Genomic DNA, 15,382 nt, shown 5'->3' on the forward strand with positions numbered 1-15,382 from the left:
AAGGTCGGCGGTTTGCGCCCCAGTTGCAGGCATTGCGAGCCTCCGCCATGATTGCCGCTGAATGGAGGCACGGACGTGATCGATCAGCAGCTGAGCCGTGCGATGGCTAAGGCGATAAGTGAGCTTGAGCGCGACGGTGAGATTGTCGTCACTTCGCCAAGTATTCAACCTCTGGCAGATCGGCTAGCCGAAGCGGCGCTCGATGTAGTCCCGAGCTCCGATTTGTCATTCCGCGAGCTTGTGGGTGTCCGCAGCCTGATCCTTCACGCCATATCCAACAAGCAGTTCTTCGATTGGGAAATGCCGACGTTGACCGGCTTCACAGCGACTGAGTTCGAGCGCATCGCTGAGAAGCTACCGCGCGACTGATAGGAAAGGCGGCTTCCCACCCACTTGCGGTCATTCAGCCCAGCAGTTTCGGCCAACCAGTTCGGACCAGAACGGAATGTGGCGGACTGGACCGACTGGTTGCGATCTACCAATCTCATTGGCGATGTAATCGGTAAAGTTTGCTCCGTGGTAGATTACATCCGATTGCATGACCGAGAAAACGGGGTTCCCCGCTTCCTGCGGCGTCTCGGGAATATACCGGTGCGAGTATAACGGAATGAGACGAGGCGCCGCATCCACAATCGAAGTCAAAATAGCGGTGCGATCCGCGGCAGAATTAGGCCTCTCACCCCATTCGGGCCACCATAGATCATTGTTTTCTAGATCGAACAGAAGGCCTTCTAAGGGCTGCTTGAGTGCGCTGCGGATGCCTTGGTCGTCTGACCGCCAGTCCCACCAATCGACGGGGCGTCGGTCGAGCAACAAGTCAATCAGGTCTAGCGGAAAGCAGAGGCCATAACGCTCTTGCGCCTCCGCAAGTTCGTCCGCCTTGTATCCGCCGGCCCACAAGTCTCGCATCACCCGAGCATGGCATCGGTGATGTCCGATTTCCACCCTGGTTCGGACATGTGCGGCGGAAGCAACAACACCGCAGGATATCGCAGCCCGCACCTTGCCCTTCACCCAGACGTTTCCCATATGTTCCGGTCAGCCGCAACGCGACCATCGCTCTTTGATACGGTCCAGCCTTCTTCCACGCGTGCCTCGACAGGCGCCCGGCGGGGGTACCATGCGCCCTGCCCCGCGCTCTAAGCGCAACGCGATGCTTCGCGCGCCTAAACTTCCTAAACTTCGACCTGCCCTCGCCCCATCGACCGGGCCCATGTTGCATGCTGCAGCGGCCTAAACTTCCTAAACTTCGCCGCCCCCCGGCAAGCGCGCCGCAGCGCCCTCCCGCAGGCCAAGACGCGCCGAAACCCCGAAACTTCCCCTTTCCCCCGATTCGCGCTAGGGGCGCAGCATGCCCAATCTTTTTCTCGTGATGCTCGGCGGGGCCATCGGCTCCGCGGCCCGCTACGGCGTTGGCCGGTTAGGCGTCGCCCTGCTCGGCCCGGCCTTCCCCTGGGGAACCCTTGCCGTGAACATCGTCGGCGGTTTCCTGATGGGGCTGCTCGGCGCCGGACTGATGCGTTTCGGTGACGAGGCCGAACAGGCGCGGCTGCTGCTCGGCGTGGGCGTGCTCGGTGGCTTCACCACCTTCTCCTCCTTCTCACTCGAGACCTTCGCGATGATCGAGCGCGGCGATGTGCTCGTGGCGCTCGGCTATGTCCTCGCCTCGGTGATCGGCGCGATCGCCGCGCTCGCCATCGGCATGCACCTTGCCCGGGCGGTGACGGCATGAGCGGCCCCGAGGATGGCGTCCGCCAGTTCGTCGTCGGCTATGACGATGACGGCATCCGGCTCGACCGCTGGTTCAAGCGGCATTTGCCCGATGTGAGCTTCAACATCGTCTCGCGCTGGGCCCGCACCGGCCAGCTCCGCGTCGACGGCGCGCGGGCCACGCCGGGCGACCGGATCGCCGCCGGCCAGCAGATCCGCGTCCCCCCGGCCGAGGCGCCCAAGCCCGCCGCGGCGGCACGGCCCAAATCCAACCGCCCGCCGCTCAGCGACGAGCAGGTCGCGCTGGCCCAGTCCATGGTCATCCACCGCGATGCCTCGGCGATCGTGCTCAACAAGCCGCCGGGCCTCGCCACCCAGGGCGGCACCAAGACGTTCGAGCATGTCGACGGCCTTCTCGACGCGCTGCAGTTCGAATCGGAAGGCCGGCCCAAGCTGGTCCACCGGCTCGACAAGGACACCTCCGGCGCGCTGCTGATCGCCCGCTCGGCGCGCGCGGCGGCGTTCTTCGCCAAGAGCTTCTCCGGCCGCACCGCGCGCAAGATCTACTGGGCGCTGGTGATGGGCGTGCCGGACATCGAGGACGGCTTCATCGAGCTGCCGATCGGCAAGCAGCCGGGCACCGGCGGCGAGAAGATGCAGGTCGACATGGAGGAGGGCTCGCCCGCCCGCACGCGCTACCGGGTGATCGAGCAGGCCGGCAATCGCTGCGCCTGGGTCGAGCTCCAGCCGTTCACCGGCCGCACCCACCAGCTGCGCGTCCACATGGCGGCGATCGGCCACCCGATCGTCGGCGACGGCAAATACGGGCTGCAGGAGGCGTTCCTCACCGGCGGCATCAGCCGCAAGATGCACCTCCACGCCCGCCGCATCCGCATCGACCATCCCGATGGGGGCCGGATCGACGTGCGGGCGGAACTGCCCCACCATTTCGCCGAATCGATGCACACGCTCGGCTTCGATCTGGCGGTGGGCAACGCGATCGAGATCGACGACGGCCCGCCGCCGATGAGCAAGGAACTGCTCAAGCAGAAGGCCAAGGCGCACGCCAAGACCTACCGCAAGGAACGCCGCGGCGAACGGCGGGGCCGCGGGGAGAAGAAGTAGGCATGCGCCTGTCTCCACTACCGTCGTCATCCCGGCGAAAGCCGGGATCCATTGAGGTCGCCGTTGCAGCGTCTGCTTCGACGGCGTGGCGAATGGATCCCGGCTTCCGCCGGGATGACGGTCCTGTGGTGTGCGCCTCCGCATGAACCGCCTCGCGCTCTTCGATTGCGACGGGACTTTGGTCGACAGCCAGGCGAGCATCTGCCTGGCGATGGAGCATTGCTTCGCCGGCCAGAAGCTGGAGCCCCCGGCCCGCGAGGCGATCCGTCGCATCGTCGGCTTGAGCCTGGTCGAGGCGATCGCCCAGCTGCTGCCGGCGGCGGAGGACGATCTCCACCGCCATCTGGCCGAGGAATATAAGCGCGCCTATTTCGGCTTGCGCACCGCCGGCCATATCGAGGACGAGCCGCTCTACGACGGCATCCGCGAAGCGATCGAGACGCTGGACGCGGGCGGCTGGCTGCTCGGCGTCGCCACCGGCAAGTCCGACCGCGGGCTGATCCGGGTGCTGGAGGCGCATGGCCTGCGCCGGCGATTCGTCACCTTGCAGACCGCCGACCGCCACCCCTCCAAGCCGCATCCCTCGATGATCGAGACCGCGATCGCCGAAGCCGGCGCCGCGCCGGAGACGACGGTGATGATCGGCGACACCAGCTTCGACATGGCGATGGCCGTCGCCGCCCGCGCGCACCCCTTGGGTGTTGCATGGGGCTACCACACCCCCCATGATCTGCACGCGGCCGGCGCGGTGCGGGTCGTGGAGCATGCGTCGGCGATTCCGGCGCATCTGGAGGCCCTGTGACCGACGCAGACCGCGTAGCACGCAACCGCTATTTCCTGATGATGGGCGCCAATCTGGTGGGCGTCGCCGGCGCGGTGCTGGCGCTGCTCATCCTCGGCCGCTCGCACACCACCGAACTGACGATGCTGGGCGTGGCACTGATGCTCGCCTCGTTCTGGGTCATGGCGGCGATCCCCAAGATGCTCGCCCGCCGCTGGAGGACACCCCCCGACGCATGAAACGTTTCTGGAAGACCGTGACGATCGCCGATGGCGCGATCGAACTGGACGGCCGCCCCGTCCGCACCCCTGCCCGCGCGCTGCTGACGCTGCCGACGCCCCCGCTGGCCGAGGCGGTGGCCGAGGAATGGCGCGGCATCGGCGAGGAGATCGACCCGCGCGCCATGCCGCTCACCGGCTTCGCCAACGCCGCGATCGACCAGATCGCGCCGAACCCCGCTCCCTTCGCGGCCGACCTCGCCCGCTATGGCGAGAGCGACCTGCTCTGCTACCGCGCGGAGCTGCCCGAGCCGCTGGTCGAGCGCCAGGCCGCGCACTGGGACCCGCTGCTCGACTGGGCGCGCACCCGCTACGACGTGCATTTCGAGACGACCGCCGGGATCATGCACCGCCCCCAGCCGCCCGCGACGGTCGCGCGGCTGCAGGAGGTGGTGGCCGCACTCGACCCGTTCCGCCTCGCGGCACTGAGCCCGCTGGTGACGATCAGCGGCTCGCTGGTCGCGGCGCTGGCGCTGCTCGAAGGCGCGGCGACCAGCGAGACGGTATGGCGCGCCGCCCAGCTCGACGAGGACTGGCAGGCCGAGCAATGGGGCGACGACGACCTCGCGACGCGGGCCCGCAACGTCCGCCGCGCCGATTTTGATGCAGCGGTGCGGTTCCTCAGCCTGCTCTGAGACCCCTCAGAGAACGTCCGATTCCCCCGTCGGGTCGCCGCGCTTCATCAGGCCGCGGATGAAGCCGATCAGGCCGGTCTGGCGCGAGCGCTTGAGCCGCTCTGCCTTGAGGATGGTGTGGACCGCCTCGAAGCACTTGTCGGCATCGTCATTGACCAGGACATAGTCATAGCCGTCCCAGTGGCTCACCTCGTTCGAGGCGCGGGCCATGCGGTGGGCGATCACCTCGGGCGTGTCGGTCTGGCGGCCTTCGAGGCGGCGGTGCAGCTCGGCCATCGACGGCGGCAGGATGAACACGCGGACCACGTCGCCGCCCATCGTCTGGTGGAGCTGCTGCGCGCCCTGCCAGTCGATGTCGAACAGCATGTCGCGGCCGGTGGCGAGCACTGCGTCGACCGGGCCCTTGGGCGTGCCGTAGCGATGCTTGAAGACGTGCGCCCATTCGATGAAGTGATGCTGCGAGACCATCTCGCGGAACCGCTCGACATCGACGAACGTATAGTCGACCCCGTTCACTTCGCCCGGCCGCGGCTCGCGCGTGGTCACCGAAACGGAGACGGCGAGATCGGGTTCGGCCGCCAGCAGCTTGCGGGCGATGGTCGACTTGCCGGCGCCCGAGGGCGAGGACAGGACAAACAAAACCCCGCGGCGATGGAATCCATGCGGGTCGTTCTGGTGCGTATGGGCCATGCGGGCCTTTGGCGTAGCGGCACCCGGGCCGTCAAGCCCGAGCGCCGCAGTGCGTCACGCGCCGAGACCCGTATCGGGACCATGTTCGGTGGTCAGCTTGCGCTTGAGATAGGCCGCGCCCACCGCGCCGGCGCCGAGCACGACCGCCGCCGGCACCACGCGCTTGGCGACTTCCCAGGTCGCGACGCCGACGACCGCACCCAAGGTGCCGCCCTCGCCGTCCCGCTGGTCGATCTTGCTGCCGATCCACCCTGCAATCAACTTGCCGATCATCGTCTTCTCCTTCGCCGGAACAACGGCGATGCGGCGGCGGCGTTCCCGCCGCTCGCCGCAGCCCGTCAACGGCCGATCATCGTCTCGGGCCGGACGAACTTGTCGAACGTCGCTTCGTCGACGAGCCCGAGGGCCAGCCCAGACTCTTTTAGCGTAAGCCCCTTCTCATGCGCGTTCTTGGCGATCTTTGCGGCGTTGTCGTAGCCGATCGCCGGCGCCAGCGCGGTCACCAGCATCAGCGAGCGATCGACCAGTTCCTTGATCCGCGCCTCGTTCGCCACCGCGCCATCGACCGCGCGCTCGGCGAAGTTGGTCATGCCGATCGCCATGAGGGTGATCGAGCGCAGCACATTGGCGCCGATCAGCGGCTTGAACACGTTGAGCTCGAAATGGCCCTGCATGCCGCCCACCGTGACGGCGGTGTGGTTGCCGATCACCTGGGCGGCGACCATCGTCAGCGATTCGCTCTGGGTGGGATTGACCTTGCCCGGCATGATCGAGCTGCCCGGCTCGTTCGCCGGCAGCTCCAGCTCGCCGAGCCCCGAACGCGGGCCGGAGCCCAGCAGGCGGATGTCGTTGGCGATCTTGGTGAGCGACACCGCCAGCGTGTTGCAGACGCCCGAAAGGTTCACCAGCTGGTCCTTGGTCGCCAGCATCTCGAACTTGTTGGACGCCGAGACGAAGGGGAGCCCGGTGATCCTGGCGATCTCCGCCGCCACGTCCTCGGCATAATGGGGCGGCGAATTGAGGCCCGTCCCCACCGCCGTGCCGCCCAGCGCCAGCTTGAAGATGTCGAGCTCCAGCACGCTCTGGAACCGCGCCCGCGCCGAGGCGAGCATCGCCGCATAGCCCGAGAATTCCTGGCCCAGCGTCAGCGGGGTCGCGTCCTGGAGATGGGTGCGGCCGATCTTGACGATATGATCCCAGTCCTGCGCCTTGCGGTCGAGCGACGCGTGCAGCCGCTCCAGCGCCGGGAATAGGTCGAGCGTCACCGCACGCGCCGCGGCGATGTGCAGCGCGGTCGGGAAGCTGTCGTTCGACGACTGCGCCATGTTGACATGATCATTGGGGTGGATCGGGCGCTTGCCGCCGCGCGTGCCGGTGAGGATCTCGTTGGCGCGGCCGGCGATCACCTCGTTGACGTTCATGTTGGTCTGGGTGCCGCTGCCGGTCTGCCAGATCACCAGCGGGAACTGGTCGTCGAGCTTGCCGTCGATCACTTCCTGCGCGACCTGGTCGATCACTTCCGCGATCTTGGGATCGAGGCCGTGCTTCACGTTCACCCGCGCCGCCGCCTGCTTCACGATCGCCTGGGCATGGACGATGCCGATCGGCATCCGCTCCTCCGGCCCGAACGGGAAGTTCTGGATCGATCGCTGGGTCTGGGCGCCCCAATAGGCGTCGGCGGGAACTTCGATCGCGCCGATCGAATCGGTTTCGGTGCGCGTGGTCGTCACTGCATTTCTCCGCTTGTTTGTGCGCGATGTAGGCCCCCGGCGGCTCCCCACAACCCGCCCGACGGTCGGTTCGCGAGCGATCGCCGCCAAGCAACCGGAAACACTTGGTAACTTGCCCTGCCCGCAAGGCGGCGGGCAAAGACCGGCCAGCCACCGGCGGCAACGGCCGGGGCCATCGCAGGAGAAGCGCCATGATCGTCATGCTGGGGCTGCTGCTCGCCGCCCCCCTTTCGGAAATCGTGCACAGCGTGCGCATCGAACATCCCACCGGCCCCGCCCATGCCGAGTATCGGATGCGCGTCGACGTCCGGCACCAGCAGCTGGGCGTGGCCGCGCCGGGCAGCCATGCCGCCACGCTGCGCTGCCGCTGGCGGGCCGACCTGGTGGTCGACCGCCAGGCCCGCCATGCCACGGGCACGCTCCGCCGCGCGCTCCGGCAGGACGGGGTCGCCGCCGGCAGTCGTCCCGGCTGGTGCACCGCCAGCCGCGCGGTGATCGCGAAGGACGTTGCGCGAGCGACGACGGACATGCGAGGCGCAGTGGCAGCGCTTGCCGGCCGGGATGCCGAGCTGCTGCGCGCCGAACTCGATCAGATAGGAACTGGTACCCGTTGATGCGTATCCCGCTTTCCCTCGCCGCGCTCGCGGCCTTCGCCTTGCCCGTCGCCGCCCAGGCACAGGTGCTGCCCAAGGTTTCCGGCGGGGTGGAGCTCTCCACCGACGAGAGCCGTCGCGGCCTGAGCTGGAGCGAGAACCAGCTCAGCGCCTCGGCCGATGCCTCGGCCGGCATCCTCGGCTTCGATGCCTCGGCGCGGGTGGCGATGGTCCGCCAGTCGAGCCGCCAGGCCGGCGCCGACACGGTGTTCGACCTGGAAGCCGGCCGCCGCTTCGGCATCGGCGCGTTCAACCTGCGCGGGTTCGTCACCGGCCATGTCTTCACCGGCGCGACGCGGGCCATGGACTATGTCGAGGTCGGCGCGGACGGCAATTTCTCGTTCGGCCCGCTGCGGCTGGCCGGCGGCGCGGTCTATGCCCCCGACCAGGGGCCGATCGGCGGCGACAATCTCTATGTGCATGCCGGCGCCTCGGTCGGCATCCCGTCGACGCCGTTCACCGTCTCCGGATCGGTCGGCCACACCACGGGCAGCACCGATGACGCCCGCGCCGCCCGGCTGCGCCCGGCGGGAGACTATACCGACTGGCGGATCGGCGTGGAGCACGTCACCGGCCCGCTGACCCTCGGGGTCGACTATGTCGGCACGGACATCGACACCAACCGCCTGGTAACCTCGCCCTATGCGGACCTGCGGCACAGCGGCAACCGCGTGCTGGGGCGCGCGCGGCTGTCGTTCTGATCCTCTCCCGCGTTACCTCCCTCCCGCCTGCGGGAGGGGATGGGGGAGGGTGCGACGTGGAGGCTCCTTCTGAACCGGCGTCGCCCGCTACCCTCACACACCCTCCCCTAGCCCCTCCCGCAAGCGGGAGGGGGATCTAGAAGAAGGTAGGGGTTCAAGCCGCTATCGCGCTTCCGCGCCCGGCACGGCGACGTCGGCCACCGCCGTCACCTCGTGCCCGCTGGCGAAACGCAGCGTCAGCGGCACCTTCTCGCCGGCATGGACGTTCGGCACCACCCCGAACAGCATCACATGCTTGCCGCCCGGCGCGAACTTCACCTCGCTGCCCACCGGCAGGTCGAGGCTGGCGACCTGGGTCATCTTCGCCATGCCAGCCGGATCCTTGGTGCTGTCGTGCATCTCCGCCCGGTCGGCGGCGCGGGTCGATACGGAGACCAGCGTTTCCGCCTCGCGTCCCCCGTGGAGCGTGAAGTAGGCAGCACCCGGCTGCCCTGCCACCGCCGGCAGACGGATCCAGGCCCCGTCCACCTTCACGCCGTCCGCCTGGGGCGAGCACGCCCCCAGCACCAGAACCGTCAAAAGCCCCGCCAGAGTGCGCATTCGCCATCCTCCCTCTTTGATTTGGGAAATCTTGTAGAAAGGGAGGCGTCTTGCGGCAAGGCACGACGCACCTATATCCCCCCTCGGACATCTGGACGGCGGTCGCCTCTTCTGGGGCCGGAATCCAGATAACGCTTTTAAACCCTTTTGTTTCGATTGTGGGGGCCAACGAGGATCATGGCTAAAGTTATCGGTATCGACCTGGGTACGACCAACAGCTGCGTCGCGGTGATGGAAGGCGGCAAGCCCAAGGTCATCGAGAATGTGGAAGGCGCGCGCACCACGCCGTCGATCGTCGCCTTCGCCAAGGACGGCGAGCGTCTGATCGGCCAGCCGGCCAAGCGCCAGGCGGTGACGAACCCGGACAGCACCATCTTCGCGGTGAAGCGCCTGATCGGCCGCCGCTTCGACGACCCCGTGACCAAGAAGGACACCGAGCTGGTGCCCTACGCGATCGCGCGCGGTCCGAACGGCGACGCCTGGGTCAAGGCCGGCGGCGAGGAATACAGCCCGTCGCAGATCTCGGCCTTCATCCTGCAGAAGATGAAGGAAACCGCTGAGTCGTATCTCGGCGAGAGCGTGACGCAGGCGGTGATCACCGTGCCGGCCTATTTCAACGACGCGCAGCGCCAGGCGACCAAGGACGCCGGCCAGATCGCGGGCCTCGAAGTGCTGCGCATCATCAACGAGCCGACCGCGGCCGCGCTGGCTTACGGCCTGGAGAAGCAGGACGGCAAGACGATCGCGGTCTACGATCTGGGCGGCGGCACGTTCGACGTCTCGATCCTCGAGATCGGCGACGGCGTGTTCGAGGTGAAGGCGACCAACGGCGACACCTTCCTGGGTGGCGAAGACTTTGACAACAAGATCGTCGAGTTCCTGGCATCGGGCTTCCAGAAGGACGAGGGCATCGACCTCACCAAGGACAAGCTTGCGCTGCAGCGCCTGAAGGAAGCCGCGGAGAAGGCGAAGATCGAGCTCAGCTCGGCCGCATCGACCGAGGTCAACCTGCCCTTCATCACCGCCGACCAGAACGGCCCGAAGCACCTGGTGAAGAACATCACCCGCGCCGATCTCGAGCGTCTGGTCGACGACCTGATCAAGCGCACCCTCGAGCCGTGCCGCAAGGCGCTGGCTGATGCGGGCGTCAAGGCCGATGCGATCGACGAAGTCGTGCTCGTCGGCGGCATGACCCGCATGCCCAAGGTCCGTCAGATCGTGAAGGACTTCTTCGGCAAGGAGCCGCACACCGGCGTGAACCCGGACGAAGTCGTCGCCATTGGTGCTGCGATCCAGGCCGGCGTGCTCCAGGGCGACGTCAAGGACGTGCTGCTGCTCGACGTGACCCCGCTGAGCCTCGGCATCGAGACGCTGGGCGGCGTGTTCACCCGCATGATCGACCGCAACACCACGATCCCGACCAAGAAGTCGCAGGTCTACTCCACCGCCGATGACAATCAGCAGGCGGTGACGATCCGCGTCTTCCAAGGCGAGCGCGAGATGGCGGCCGACAACAAGATGCTCGGCCAGTTCGACCTGGTCGGCATTCCGCCGGCGCCGCGCGGCGTGCCGCAGATCGAGGTCACCTTCGACATCGACGCCAACGGTATCGTCAACGTGTCCGCCAAGGACAAGGGCACCGGCAAGGAGCAGCAGATCCGCATCCAGGCCTCGGGCGGCCTTTCGGACGGCGACATCGAGCAGATGGTCCGCGATGCCGAGAAGTTCGCCGAAGAGGACAAGAAGCGTCGTGCCGCGGCCGAAGCCAAGAACAACGCCGAGAGCCTCGTCCACACCACGGAGCGCCAGCTCGCCGAGAATGGCGACAAGGTCGACGCGGCGCTGAAGGGCGAGATCGAGGCGGCGATCGCCGAGACCAAGTCGGCGATCGAGAGCGGCGATGCCGATGCGATGACCGCCAAGGCGCAGAACCTCGCCCAGGTGGCGATGAAGCTCGGCCAGGCGATCTACGAGAAGCAGGCGGCCGAAAGCGCCTCGCCGAACGCAGCCGGCGCCGCTCCGGGTGGCGAAGCCGGGCACGAGGAAGTGGTCGACGCCGAGTTCTCGGAAGTGGACGACAACAAGGCGTAACGGATGAACCCGGGCCGTCATGCCAGCGAACGCTGGCATCTCCCGCCGCGCAGCCCGCGGTTGGAGACCCCAGCGTTCGCTGGGGTGACGGCCGAGGGTTGGGGGCCGAGTGAATGACCACCGAAGTCGATTATTACGAACTGCTCGAAGTCGAGCGCACCGCGGACGATGCGACGATCAAGTCGTCCTACCGCAAGCTCGCGATGAAATATCACCCGGACAAGAATGCCGGGTGCAAGGATTCCGAGGCGAAGTTCAAGGCGATCAGCGAAGCCTATGACTGCCTGAAGGACCCCCAGAAGCGCGCGGCGTACGACCGCTTCGGCCATGCCGCGTTCCAGAACGGCGGCGGCGGCCATCATGCCGGCCAGGGCGATTTCGGCGCGTTCAGCGACATTTTCGAAAGCGTGTTCGGCGAGTTCATGGGCGGCGGGCGCGGCGGCGGCCGGCCCCAGCGGCGCGGCGCGGACCTGCGCTACGACATGGAAATCTCGCTCGAACAGGCGTTCCACGGCCATTCGACCGACATCACCATCGACGTCTCGGGCCCCTGCGACAGCTGCCACGGCTCGGGCGCCACGCCGGGGACCAAGGCCAAGACCTGCACCACCTGCGCCGGCCACGGCAAGGTGCGCGCGCAGCAGGGCTTCTTCATGGTCGAGCGCACCTGCCCGACCTGCCACGGCGCCGGCGAGGTGATCGCCGAACCCTGCCGCAGCTGCCGCGGCGAGGGCCGGACCGACAAGACCAAGACGCTCAAGATCGAGATTCCGCCCGGCGTCGACGAAGGCACCCGCATCCGCCTGACCGGCGAAGGCGAGGCCGGCGCGCGCGGAGCCCCTGCGGGCGATCTCTACATCTTCCTCCACGTGACGCGCCATTCGCTCTACGAGCGCCAGGGCACGACGCTGTACGCCAATGCGCCGATCAGCTTCACGACGGCGGCGCTCGGCGGCGAGATCCGCATCCCGGGCCTCGACGGCGAGGAGCATGTGATCAAGATCCACGCCGGCACCCAGTCCGGCCGCGAGATGCGCCATCGCGGCGCCGGCATGCCGGTGCTGCAGGGCCGCGGCCGCGGCGACCTGGTCGTCCGCCTGGAGGTGGAGACGCCGACCAAGCTCACGGCCAAGCAGCGCGAGCTGCTCGAGGAATTCCGCAAGACCGAAACGGGCGAGGAATGCCCGCAGTCGAGCGGCTTCTTCGCGAAGCTGAAGGCGGCCTTGGGTTGAGCCTGGTTTCCCGCACCCATCGATCGTCATCCCGGCGAAAGCCGGGATCCATTGGGGTCGCCGTACCGGCTTTTGCCATGACGGAGTGGCGAATGGATCCCGGCTTCCGCCGGGATGACGGGCCGGTGGCATGACCCCCCGCGAACTGCTCGACACTGCCGACGTCCCCGGCGGCGAACCGCTGCGGCTGTTCCGCCGAGGCGACGATCACATGATCGTGCTCGAACGCAACGAGCTGATGAACAGCCGGATGAGCGGGTCGGAAGAAGCGCTCGCGGTGATGACGCTCGAACGGCTCGGCAAGCGCGAGGCGCGGCTGCTGATCGGCGGCTATGGCATGGGCTTCACCCTGCGCGCCGCGCTGGGCGTACTGGGCAATACTGCCAAGGTGACGGTGGCCGAGCTGGTCCCCAAGATCGTCGACTGGGCGCGCGGGCCAATGGCGGCGCTCACCAATGGATGCCTCGACGATCCGCGCGTGAAGATCGTGTTCGACGATGTCGGCCGCGTGATCGCCGACGGGCAGAATGCCTATGACGCGATCCTGCTCGACGTCGACAACGGCCCCGATGGGCTGACGCGCGTGGGCAACGACAGCCTCTATTCGATGCGCGGCCTCGATTCCGCCCGCCAGGCGCTGCGCCCCGGCGGCATTCTCGCGGTATGGTCGGCGGCGCCCGACCCCGCCTTTGCCCGCCGGATGCGCGACAGCGGCTTCCAGGTCGAGGAAGTGGCGGTCCGCGCACGCCAGAACGGCAAGGGTCCGCGCCACGTGATCTGGTTCGGCAAGCGCCGCTGAACCCTGTGGACAAGGTGCGGCGCTTCTGACCTATTTCGCCCCAAGGCCCACCGCGCTCCGGCGCAATGCGAGGCAGGACCATGGGGATGGATCGGACGTCGGGCGGCCTGGCCGCGATGCTGCTGGCAGGCAGCTTCCTGCTCCTCGCGGCACCCGCCGCCGCACAGACCGAGCCCCAGAAGAAGCAGGACGAGCTGGTCGTCCGCGGCCAGCGCATGCCCGCTGCCGAAGCGCCGCGCTCGGCGACCTGCGAGGCGTTGGCCCGCAATCCCTATTTCGCGGCGCTGAGCGGCTTCGCGGCCGACAAGGACGTCCTCGGCCCTACCGTGTACCTGCCCACCCGGTTGCCGCGAAACCCCGACTATAGCGCCCCGCCGCTGGTGCCGCCGGGCGCCCCGATCCCAAAGGCACCGAAGAGCCGCTTCGGCACGGCCCTGCTCTATTCCGGCGTGATCGACGCCGCAGGCACCACCTCCGATGTCGCGAGCACGGGCGACGACGGCAGCGCCGCAAGCGGATCCCCGGTGGCCGCCAATGCCTCGGCCGACGATGTCGCCGCCGCCTGCCGGGCCAGGTACCAGCCCAATGCCGGCAGCCCGGAAGTGACCAGCCGCCCGGTAAACATCCCGGTCGAGTTCGCCGGCCCGACGTCCAAGACCGATACCCGCGCCTCGCGCATCGCGCATGATGACACGCTGCCGATCGCGCTCCAGCTGTTTGACCAGCGCCGCTTCGCGGAGTCGCTGGTCTGGTTCAAGCGGGCCGCGAGCAAGCTGCCGCTGGGCGCGGGCGGTGACGAGGCCGCGCTCTATATCGGCAAGCTCTACCTCATGGGGCTCGGCGACCGGAGCGATCCGGCCGAGGGCGTGCGCTGGCTGGAAAAGGCCGCGACCGCGCGCTTCAGCCCGATCACCGACACACCGATGTTCAACCCCGACGTGCCCGAGCTCAACACCGCCTCGGGCGAGGCGTCGGTGATCCTCGGCAATGTCTATCGCACCGGCTTCAAGGGCATCGCCAAGGATCCCGAAGCCTCGCGCAAATGGTTCGCGCGGGCCCTCGCGGTAGGGCATGTCCCCGCCGCCAAGATGCTCGGCGACCTCTACCGCGACGGCGTCGACGTGGCCCGCGATCCCGCCAAGGCCGCATCCTATTACCGCCAGGCCGCCAAGCTCGACCTGCCAGCGGCGCAGGTGGCGCTGGCCCAGCTGCTGGAGACCGGCGACACGGGCGTGAAGGCGGCCCCCAAGGAGGCGCTCGCCTGGTACCGCGCCGCGGCCCGGCACGAGAATCCTGACGCGCTCTACGCGCTCGCCCGCGCCTATGATCTCGGCCAAGACGTGCCCGCCAATCTGGACGAGGCGCTCGGCCTCTACAAGCGTGCCGCACTTGCCGGCAGCGCGGGTGCGATGACCGCGCTCGGCACCTATTTCTACGAGGGCAAGCAGGTGGCCAAGGACGCAGCCGCCGCCCGCCGCTGGTTCGAGCAGGGGGCGAAGCGTGGCGATGCGGACGGCATGGTCGATCTGGCGGCAATGCAGATCCAGGGCCAGGGCGGCGACAAGGACGTGGTGCAGGCCTGGGTCTGGCTCAAGCGCGCCGCGACGCTGCGCCATCAGGCCGCCCCCGATGCCGTCGCGGCGCTCGAACGCCGCATGACCCCGGCCGAACGCGCCGCGGCGCTGGGCGCACTCGGCACGCGCTGAGGCTTTCCCCAAGAGTCATCCCGTCTGCGGAACGACATGGCGGGCTCGTGCATTTTTCGCGCTGCAAGCACGTGCCCAGAAGGAATACCGTTGATGTCCGATACGCCCGAAACCACCAGCCTGCTCGTCACCGCCCGGGTCGACGGCCTCAAGGTCCGCAGCCGCGACGGCGATTCGCTGGGCTCGGTCCAGGCGCTGATGGTGGAGAAAGGCAGCGGCCGCACACTCTACGCGGTGCTCAGCCTCGGCGGCTTTCTGGGCATGGGCAAGAGCTACTATCCCCTGCCCTTCGAGCTGATCGCCTATGATGCGGGCGGCGACGATTATGTCGTGACGATAGACCGCCGCGTGCTGGAAGGCGGCCCGAGCTGGGCGAGCAACGCGCCCGAATTCACCCAGGCCTATGCCGATCGCGTCTCGGGCTATTACGGCCTCTCCGCCGCGCGGGTGGACCGGGTGGCGCAGGACTGACCCCAATCCTCCCCTGTAAGCGGAGGTGGCGCGCGCAGCGCGACGGAGGGATGTAGACGCCTAAACTGCGGTCTACCGCAACAGCCGGGACACCCCCCCACCACCGCCTTCGGCGGCGGTCCCCAGCGTCGGGTCGATCATGCCGCCAGCATGATCTTGGATTGCCGGGGGCAATCCAAC

At 68.0% G+C, this 15,382-nt stretch carries 18 protein-coding genes; 13 read left to right on the forward strand and 5 right to left on the reverse strand.

The window, feature by feature from the left end; translation table 11 throughout:
- Nucleotides 1–75: 75 nt before the first annotated feature.
- Nucleotides 76–369 (forward strand): hypothetical protein, encoded by a 294-nt coding sequence (locus tag QZ814_RS07540; protein WP_294330567.1) that lies wholly within the window; start codon nt 76–78, stop codon nt 367–369.
- A 30-nt stretch (nt 370–399) separates the two neighbouring features.
- Here the strand turns inward: QZ814_RS07540 and QZ814_RS07545 are convergent, their stop codons facing one another.
- Nucleotides 400–909, reverse strand: coding sequence for a hypothetical protein (locus QZ814_RS07545; RefSeq protein WP_294330569.1), 510 nt, complete (start codon nt 907–909; stop codon nt 400–402).
- A 442-nt stretch (nt 910–1,351) separates the two neighbouring features.
- Here QZ814_RS07545 and crcB point away from each other — a divergent pair, with 442 nt between their 5' ends.
- The 5 genes from crcB to QZ814_RS07570 all read left to right on the forward strand — a co-directional run bounded on the left by crcB (nt 1,352) and on the right by QZ814_RS07570 (nt 4,529).
- Entirely contained in the window at nt 1,352–1,732 is a 381-nt protein-coding gene (gene crcB / locus QZ814_RS07550) for a fluoride efflux transporter CrcB (RefSeq protein WP_294330570.1), read from the forward strand.
- Nucleotides 1,729–2,835: an RluA family pseudouridine synthase gene (locus QZ814_RS07555; protein ID WP_294330572.1), complete on the forward strand. Its 1,107-nt coding sequence runs from the start codon at nt 1,729–1,731 to the stop codon at nt 2,833–2,835. Before crcB ends, QZ814_RS07555 begins: the two co-directional genes overlap by 4 nt.
- A gap of 142 nt (nt 2,836–2,977) precedes the next feature.
- Nucleotides 2,978–3,637, forward strand: coding sequence for an HAD-IA family hydrolase (locus tag QZ814_RS07560; RefSeq protein ID WP_294330573.1), 660 nt, complete (start codon nt 2,978–2,980; stop codon nt 3,635–3,637).
- Nucleotides 3,634–3,855 (forward strand): hypothetical protein, encoded by a 222-nt coding sequence (locus QZ814_RS07565; protein WP_294330575.1) that lies wholly within the window; start codon nt 3,634–3,636, stop codon nt 3,853–3,855. The genes QZ814_RS07560 and QZ814_RS07565 overlap by 4 nt, the downstream gene beginning before the upstream one ends.
- The gene (locus QZ814_RS07570) at nt 3,852–4,529 is read left to right on the forward strand and encodes an ATP12 family protein (RefSeq protein WP_294330577.1); all 678 of its coding nucleotides are present in this window, start codon (nt 3,852–3,854) and stop codon (nt 4,527–4,529) included. Before QZ814_RS07565 ends, QZ814_RS07570 begins: the two co-directional genes overlap by 4 nt.
- A 6-nt stretch (nt 4,530–4,535) precedes the next feature.
- Here QZ814_RS07570 and gmk read toward each other — a convergent pair whose 3' ends face one another.
- The 3 genes from gmk to fumC form a co-directional block, all read right to left on the reverse strand.
- Nucleotides 4,536–5,219: a guanylate kinase gene (gmk, locus tag QZ814_RS07575; RefSeq protein WP_294330578.1), complete on the reverse strand. Its 684-nt coding sequence runs from the start codon at nt 5,217–5,219 to the stop codon at nt 4,536–4,538.
- A 54-nt stretch (nt 5,220–5,273) separates the two neighbouring features.
- Nucleotides 5,274–5,492 carry a hypothetical protein gene (locus QZ814_RS07580; protein ID WP_294330580.1) on the reverse strand — a complete coding sequence of 73 codons (219 nt, stop codon included), beginning with the start codon at nt 5,490–5,492 and terminating at the stop codon, nt 5,274–5,276.
- A 65-nt stretch (nt 5,493–5,557) separates the two neighbouring features.
- Nucleotides 5,558–6,949, reverse strand: a complete 1,392-nt coding sequence (fumC, locus tag QZ814_RS07585; RefSeq protein WP_294330582.1) for a class II fumarate hydratase — start codon at nt 6,947–6,949, stop codon at nt 5,558–5,560.
- Nucleotides 6,950–7,140: 191 nt separating this feature from the next.
- Here fumC and QZ814_RS07590 point away from each other — a divergent pair, with 191 nt between their 5' ends.
- Together QZ814_RS07590 and QZ814_RS07595 are read left to right on the forward strand one after the other, a co-directional pair.
- The gene (locus tag QZ814_RS07590; RefSeq protein ID WP_294330583.1) at nt 7,141–7,563 is read left to right on the forward strand and encodes a hypothetical protein; all 423 of its coding nucleotides are present in this window, start codon (nt 7,141–7,143) and stop codon (nt 7,561–7,563) included.
- Nucleotides 7,563–8,303: a TorF family putative porin gene (locus QZ814_RS07595; RefSeq protein ID WP_294330586.1), complete on the forward strand. Its 741-nt coding sequence runs from the start codon at nt 7,563–7,565 to the stop codon at nt 8,301–8,303. The genes QZ814_RS07590 and QZ814_RS07595 overlap by 1 nt, the downstream gene beginning before the upstream one ends.
- Before the next feature lie 162 nt (nt 8,304–8,465).
- On the opposite strand, the gene QZ814_RS07600 is transcribed toward QZ814_RS07595, so the two are convergent.
- Complete coding sequence (locus tag QZ814_RS07600) at nt 8,466–8,903, reverse strand: copper chaperone PCu(A)C (protein ID WP_294330587.1); 438 nt, start codon at nt 8,901–8,903, stop codon at nt 8,466–8,468.
- A gap of 177 nt (nt 8,904–9,080) precedes the next feature.
- Here QZ814_RS07600 and dnaK point away from each other — a divergent pair, with 177 nt between their 5' ends.
- The 5 genes from dnaK (at nt 9,081) to QZ814_RS07625 (ending at nt 15,202) form a co-directional block, all read left to right on the forward strand.
- A complete protein-coding gene (gene dnaK, locus QZ814_RS07605; protein WP_294330589.1) occupies nt 9,081–10,994 on the forward strand; it encodes a molecular chaperone DnaK in 1,914 nt (637 codons plus the stop codon).
- A gap of 113 nt (nt 10,995–11,107) precedes the next feature.
- A complete protein-coding gene (gene dnaJ, locus QZ814_RS07610) occupies nt 11,108–12,226 on the forward strand; it encodes a molecular chaperone DnaJ (protein WP_294330590.1) in 1,119 nt (372 codons plus the stop codon).
- Nucleotides 12,227–12,356: 130 nt separating this feature from the next.
- Nucleotides 12,357–13,025 carry a spermidine synthase gene (locus QZ814_RS07615; protein WP_294330592.1) on the forward strand — a complete coding sequence of 223 codons (669 nt, stop codon included), beginning with the start codon at nt 12,357–12,359 and terminating at the stop codon, nt 13,023–13,025.
- An 86-nt stretch (nt 13,026–13,111) separates the two neighbouring features.
- The gene (locus QZ814_RS07620; RefSeq protein WP_294330593.1) at nt 13,112–14,731 is read left to right on the forward strand and encodes an SEL1-like repeat protein; all 1,620 of its coding nucleotides are present in this window, start codon (nt 13,112–13,114) and stop codon (nt 14,729–14,731) included.
- Nucleotides 14,732–14,824: 93 nt separating this feature from the next.
- On the forward strand, nt 14,825–15,202 hold the full coding sequence (locus tag QZ814_RS07625; RefSeq protein WP_294330595.1) for a PRC-barrel domain-containing protein: 378 nt from the start codon (nt 14,825–14,827) through the stop codon (nt 15,200–15,202).
- The last annotated feature ends 180 nt before the right edge of the window (nt 15,203–15,382 follow it).

It is taken from the genome of uncultured Sphingomonas sp. (assembly GCF_913777625.1).
Lineage (GTDB): Bacteria > Pseudomonadota > Alphaproteobacteria > Sphingomonadales > Sphingomonadaceae > Sphingomonas.

What these genes read in the sequence shown, in the direction of transcription:
- QZ814_RS07545 (WP_294330569.1), bottom strand. Translation starts at nt 909, where the DNA reads ATGCGAGACTTGTGGGCCGGCGGATACAAGGCGGACGAACTTGCGGAG.
- crcB (WP_294330570.1), top strand. Translation starts at nt 1,352, where the DNA reads ATGCCCAATCTTTTTCTCGTGATGCTCGGCGGGGCCATCGGCTCCGCG.
- QZ814_RS07555 (WP_294330572.1), top strand. Translation starts at nt 1,729, where the DNA reads ATGAGCGGCCCCGAGGATGGCGTCCGCCAGTTCGTCGTCGGCTATGAC.
- QZ814_RS07560 (WP_294330573.1), top strand. Translation starts at nt 2,978, where the DNA reads ATGAACCGCCTCGCGCTCTTCGATTGCGACGGGACTTTGGTCGACAGC.
- QZ814_RS07570 (WP_294330577.1), top strand. Translation starts at nt 3,852, where the DNA reads ATGAAACGTTTCTGGAAGACCGTGACGATCGCCGATGGCGCGATCGAA.
- gmk (WP_294330578.1), bottom strand. Translation starts at nt 5,219, where the DNA reads ATGGCCCATACGCACCAGAACGACCCGCATGGATTCCATCGCCGCGGG.
- QZ814_RS07580 (WP_294330580.1), bottom strand. Translation starts at nt 5,492, where the DNA reads ATGATCGGCAAGTTGATTGCAGGGTGGATCGGCAGCAAGATCGACCAG.
- QZ814_RS07590 (WP_294330583.1), top strand. Translation starts at nt 7,141, where the DNA reads ATGATCGTCATGCTGGGGCTGCTGCTCGCCGCCCCCCTTTCGGAAATC.
- QZ814_RS07595 (WP_294330586.1), top strand. Translation starts at nt 7,563, where the DNA reads ATGCGTATCCCGCTTTCCCTCGCCGCGCTCGCGGCCTTCGCCTTGCCC.
- QZ814_RS07600 (WP_294330587.1), bottom strand. Translation starts at nt 8,903, where the DNA reads ATGCGCACTCTGGCGGGGCTTTTGACGGTTCTGGTGCTGGGGGCGTGC.
- dnaK (WP_294330589.1), top strand. Translation starts at nt 9,081, where the DNA reads ATGGCTAAAGTTATCGGTATCGACCTGGGTACGACCAACAGCTGCGTC.
- dnaJ (WP_294330590.1), top strand. Translation starts at nt 11,108, where the DNA reads ATGACCACCGAAGTCGATTATTACGAACTGCTCGAAGTCGAGCGCACC.
- QZ814_RS07615 (WP_294330592.1), top strand. Translation starts at nt 12,357, where the DNA reads ATGACCCCCCGCGAACTGCTCGACACTGCCGACGTCCCCGGCGGCGAA.
- QZ814_RS07620 (WP_294330593.1), top strand. Translation starts at nt 13,112, where the DNA reads ATGGATCGGACGTCGGGCGGCCTGGCCGCGATGCTGCTGGCAGGCAGC.
- QZ814_RS07625 (WP_294330595.1), top strand. Translation starts at nt 14,825, where the DNA reads ATGTCCGATACGCCCGAAACCACCAGCCTGCTCGTCACCGCCCGGGTC.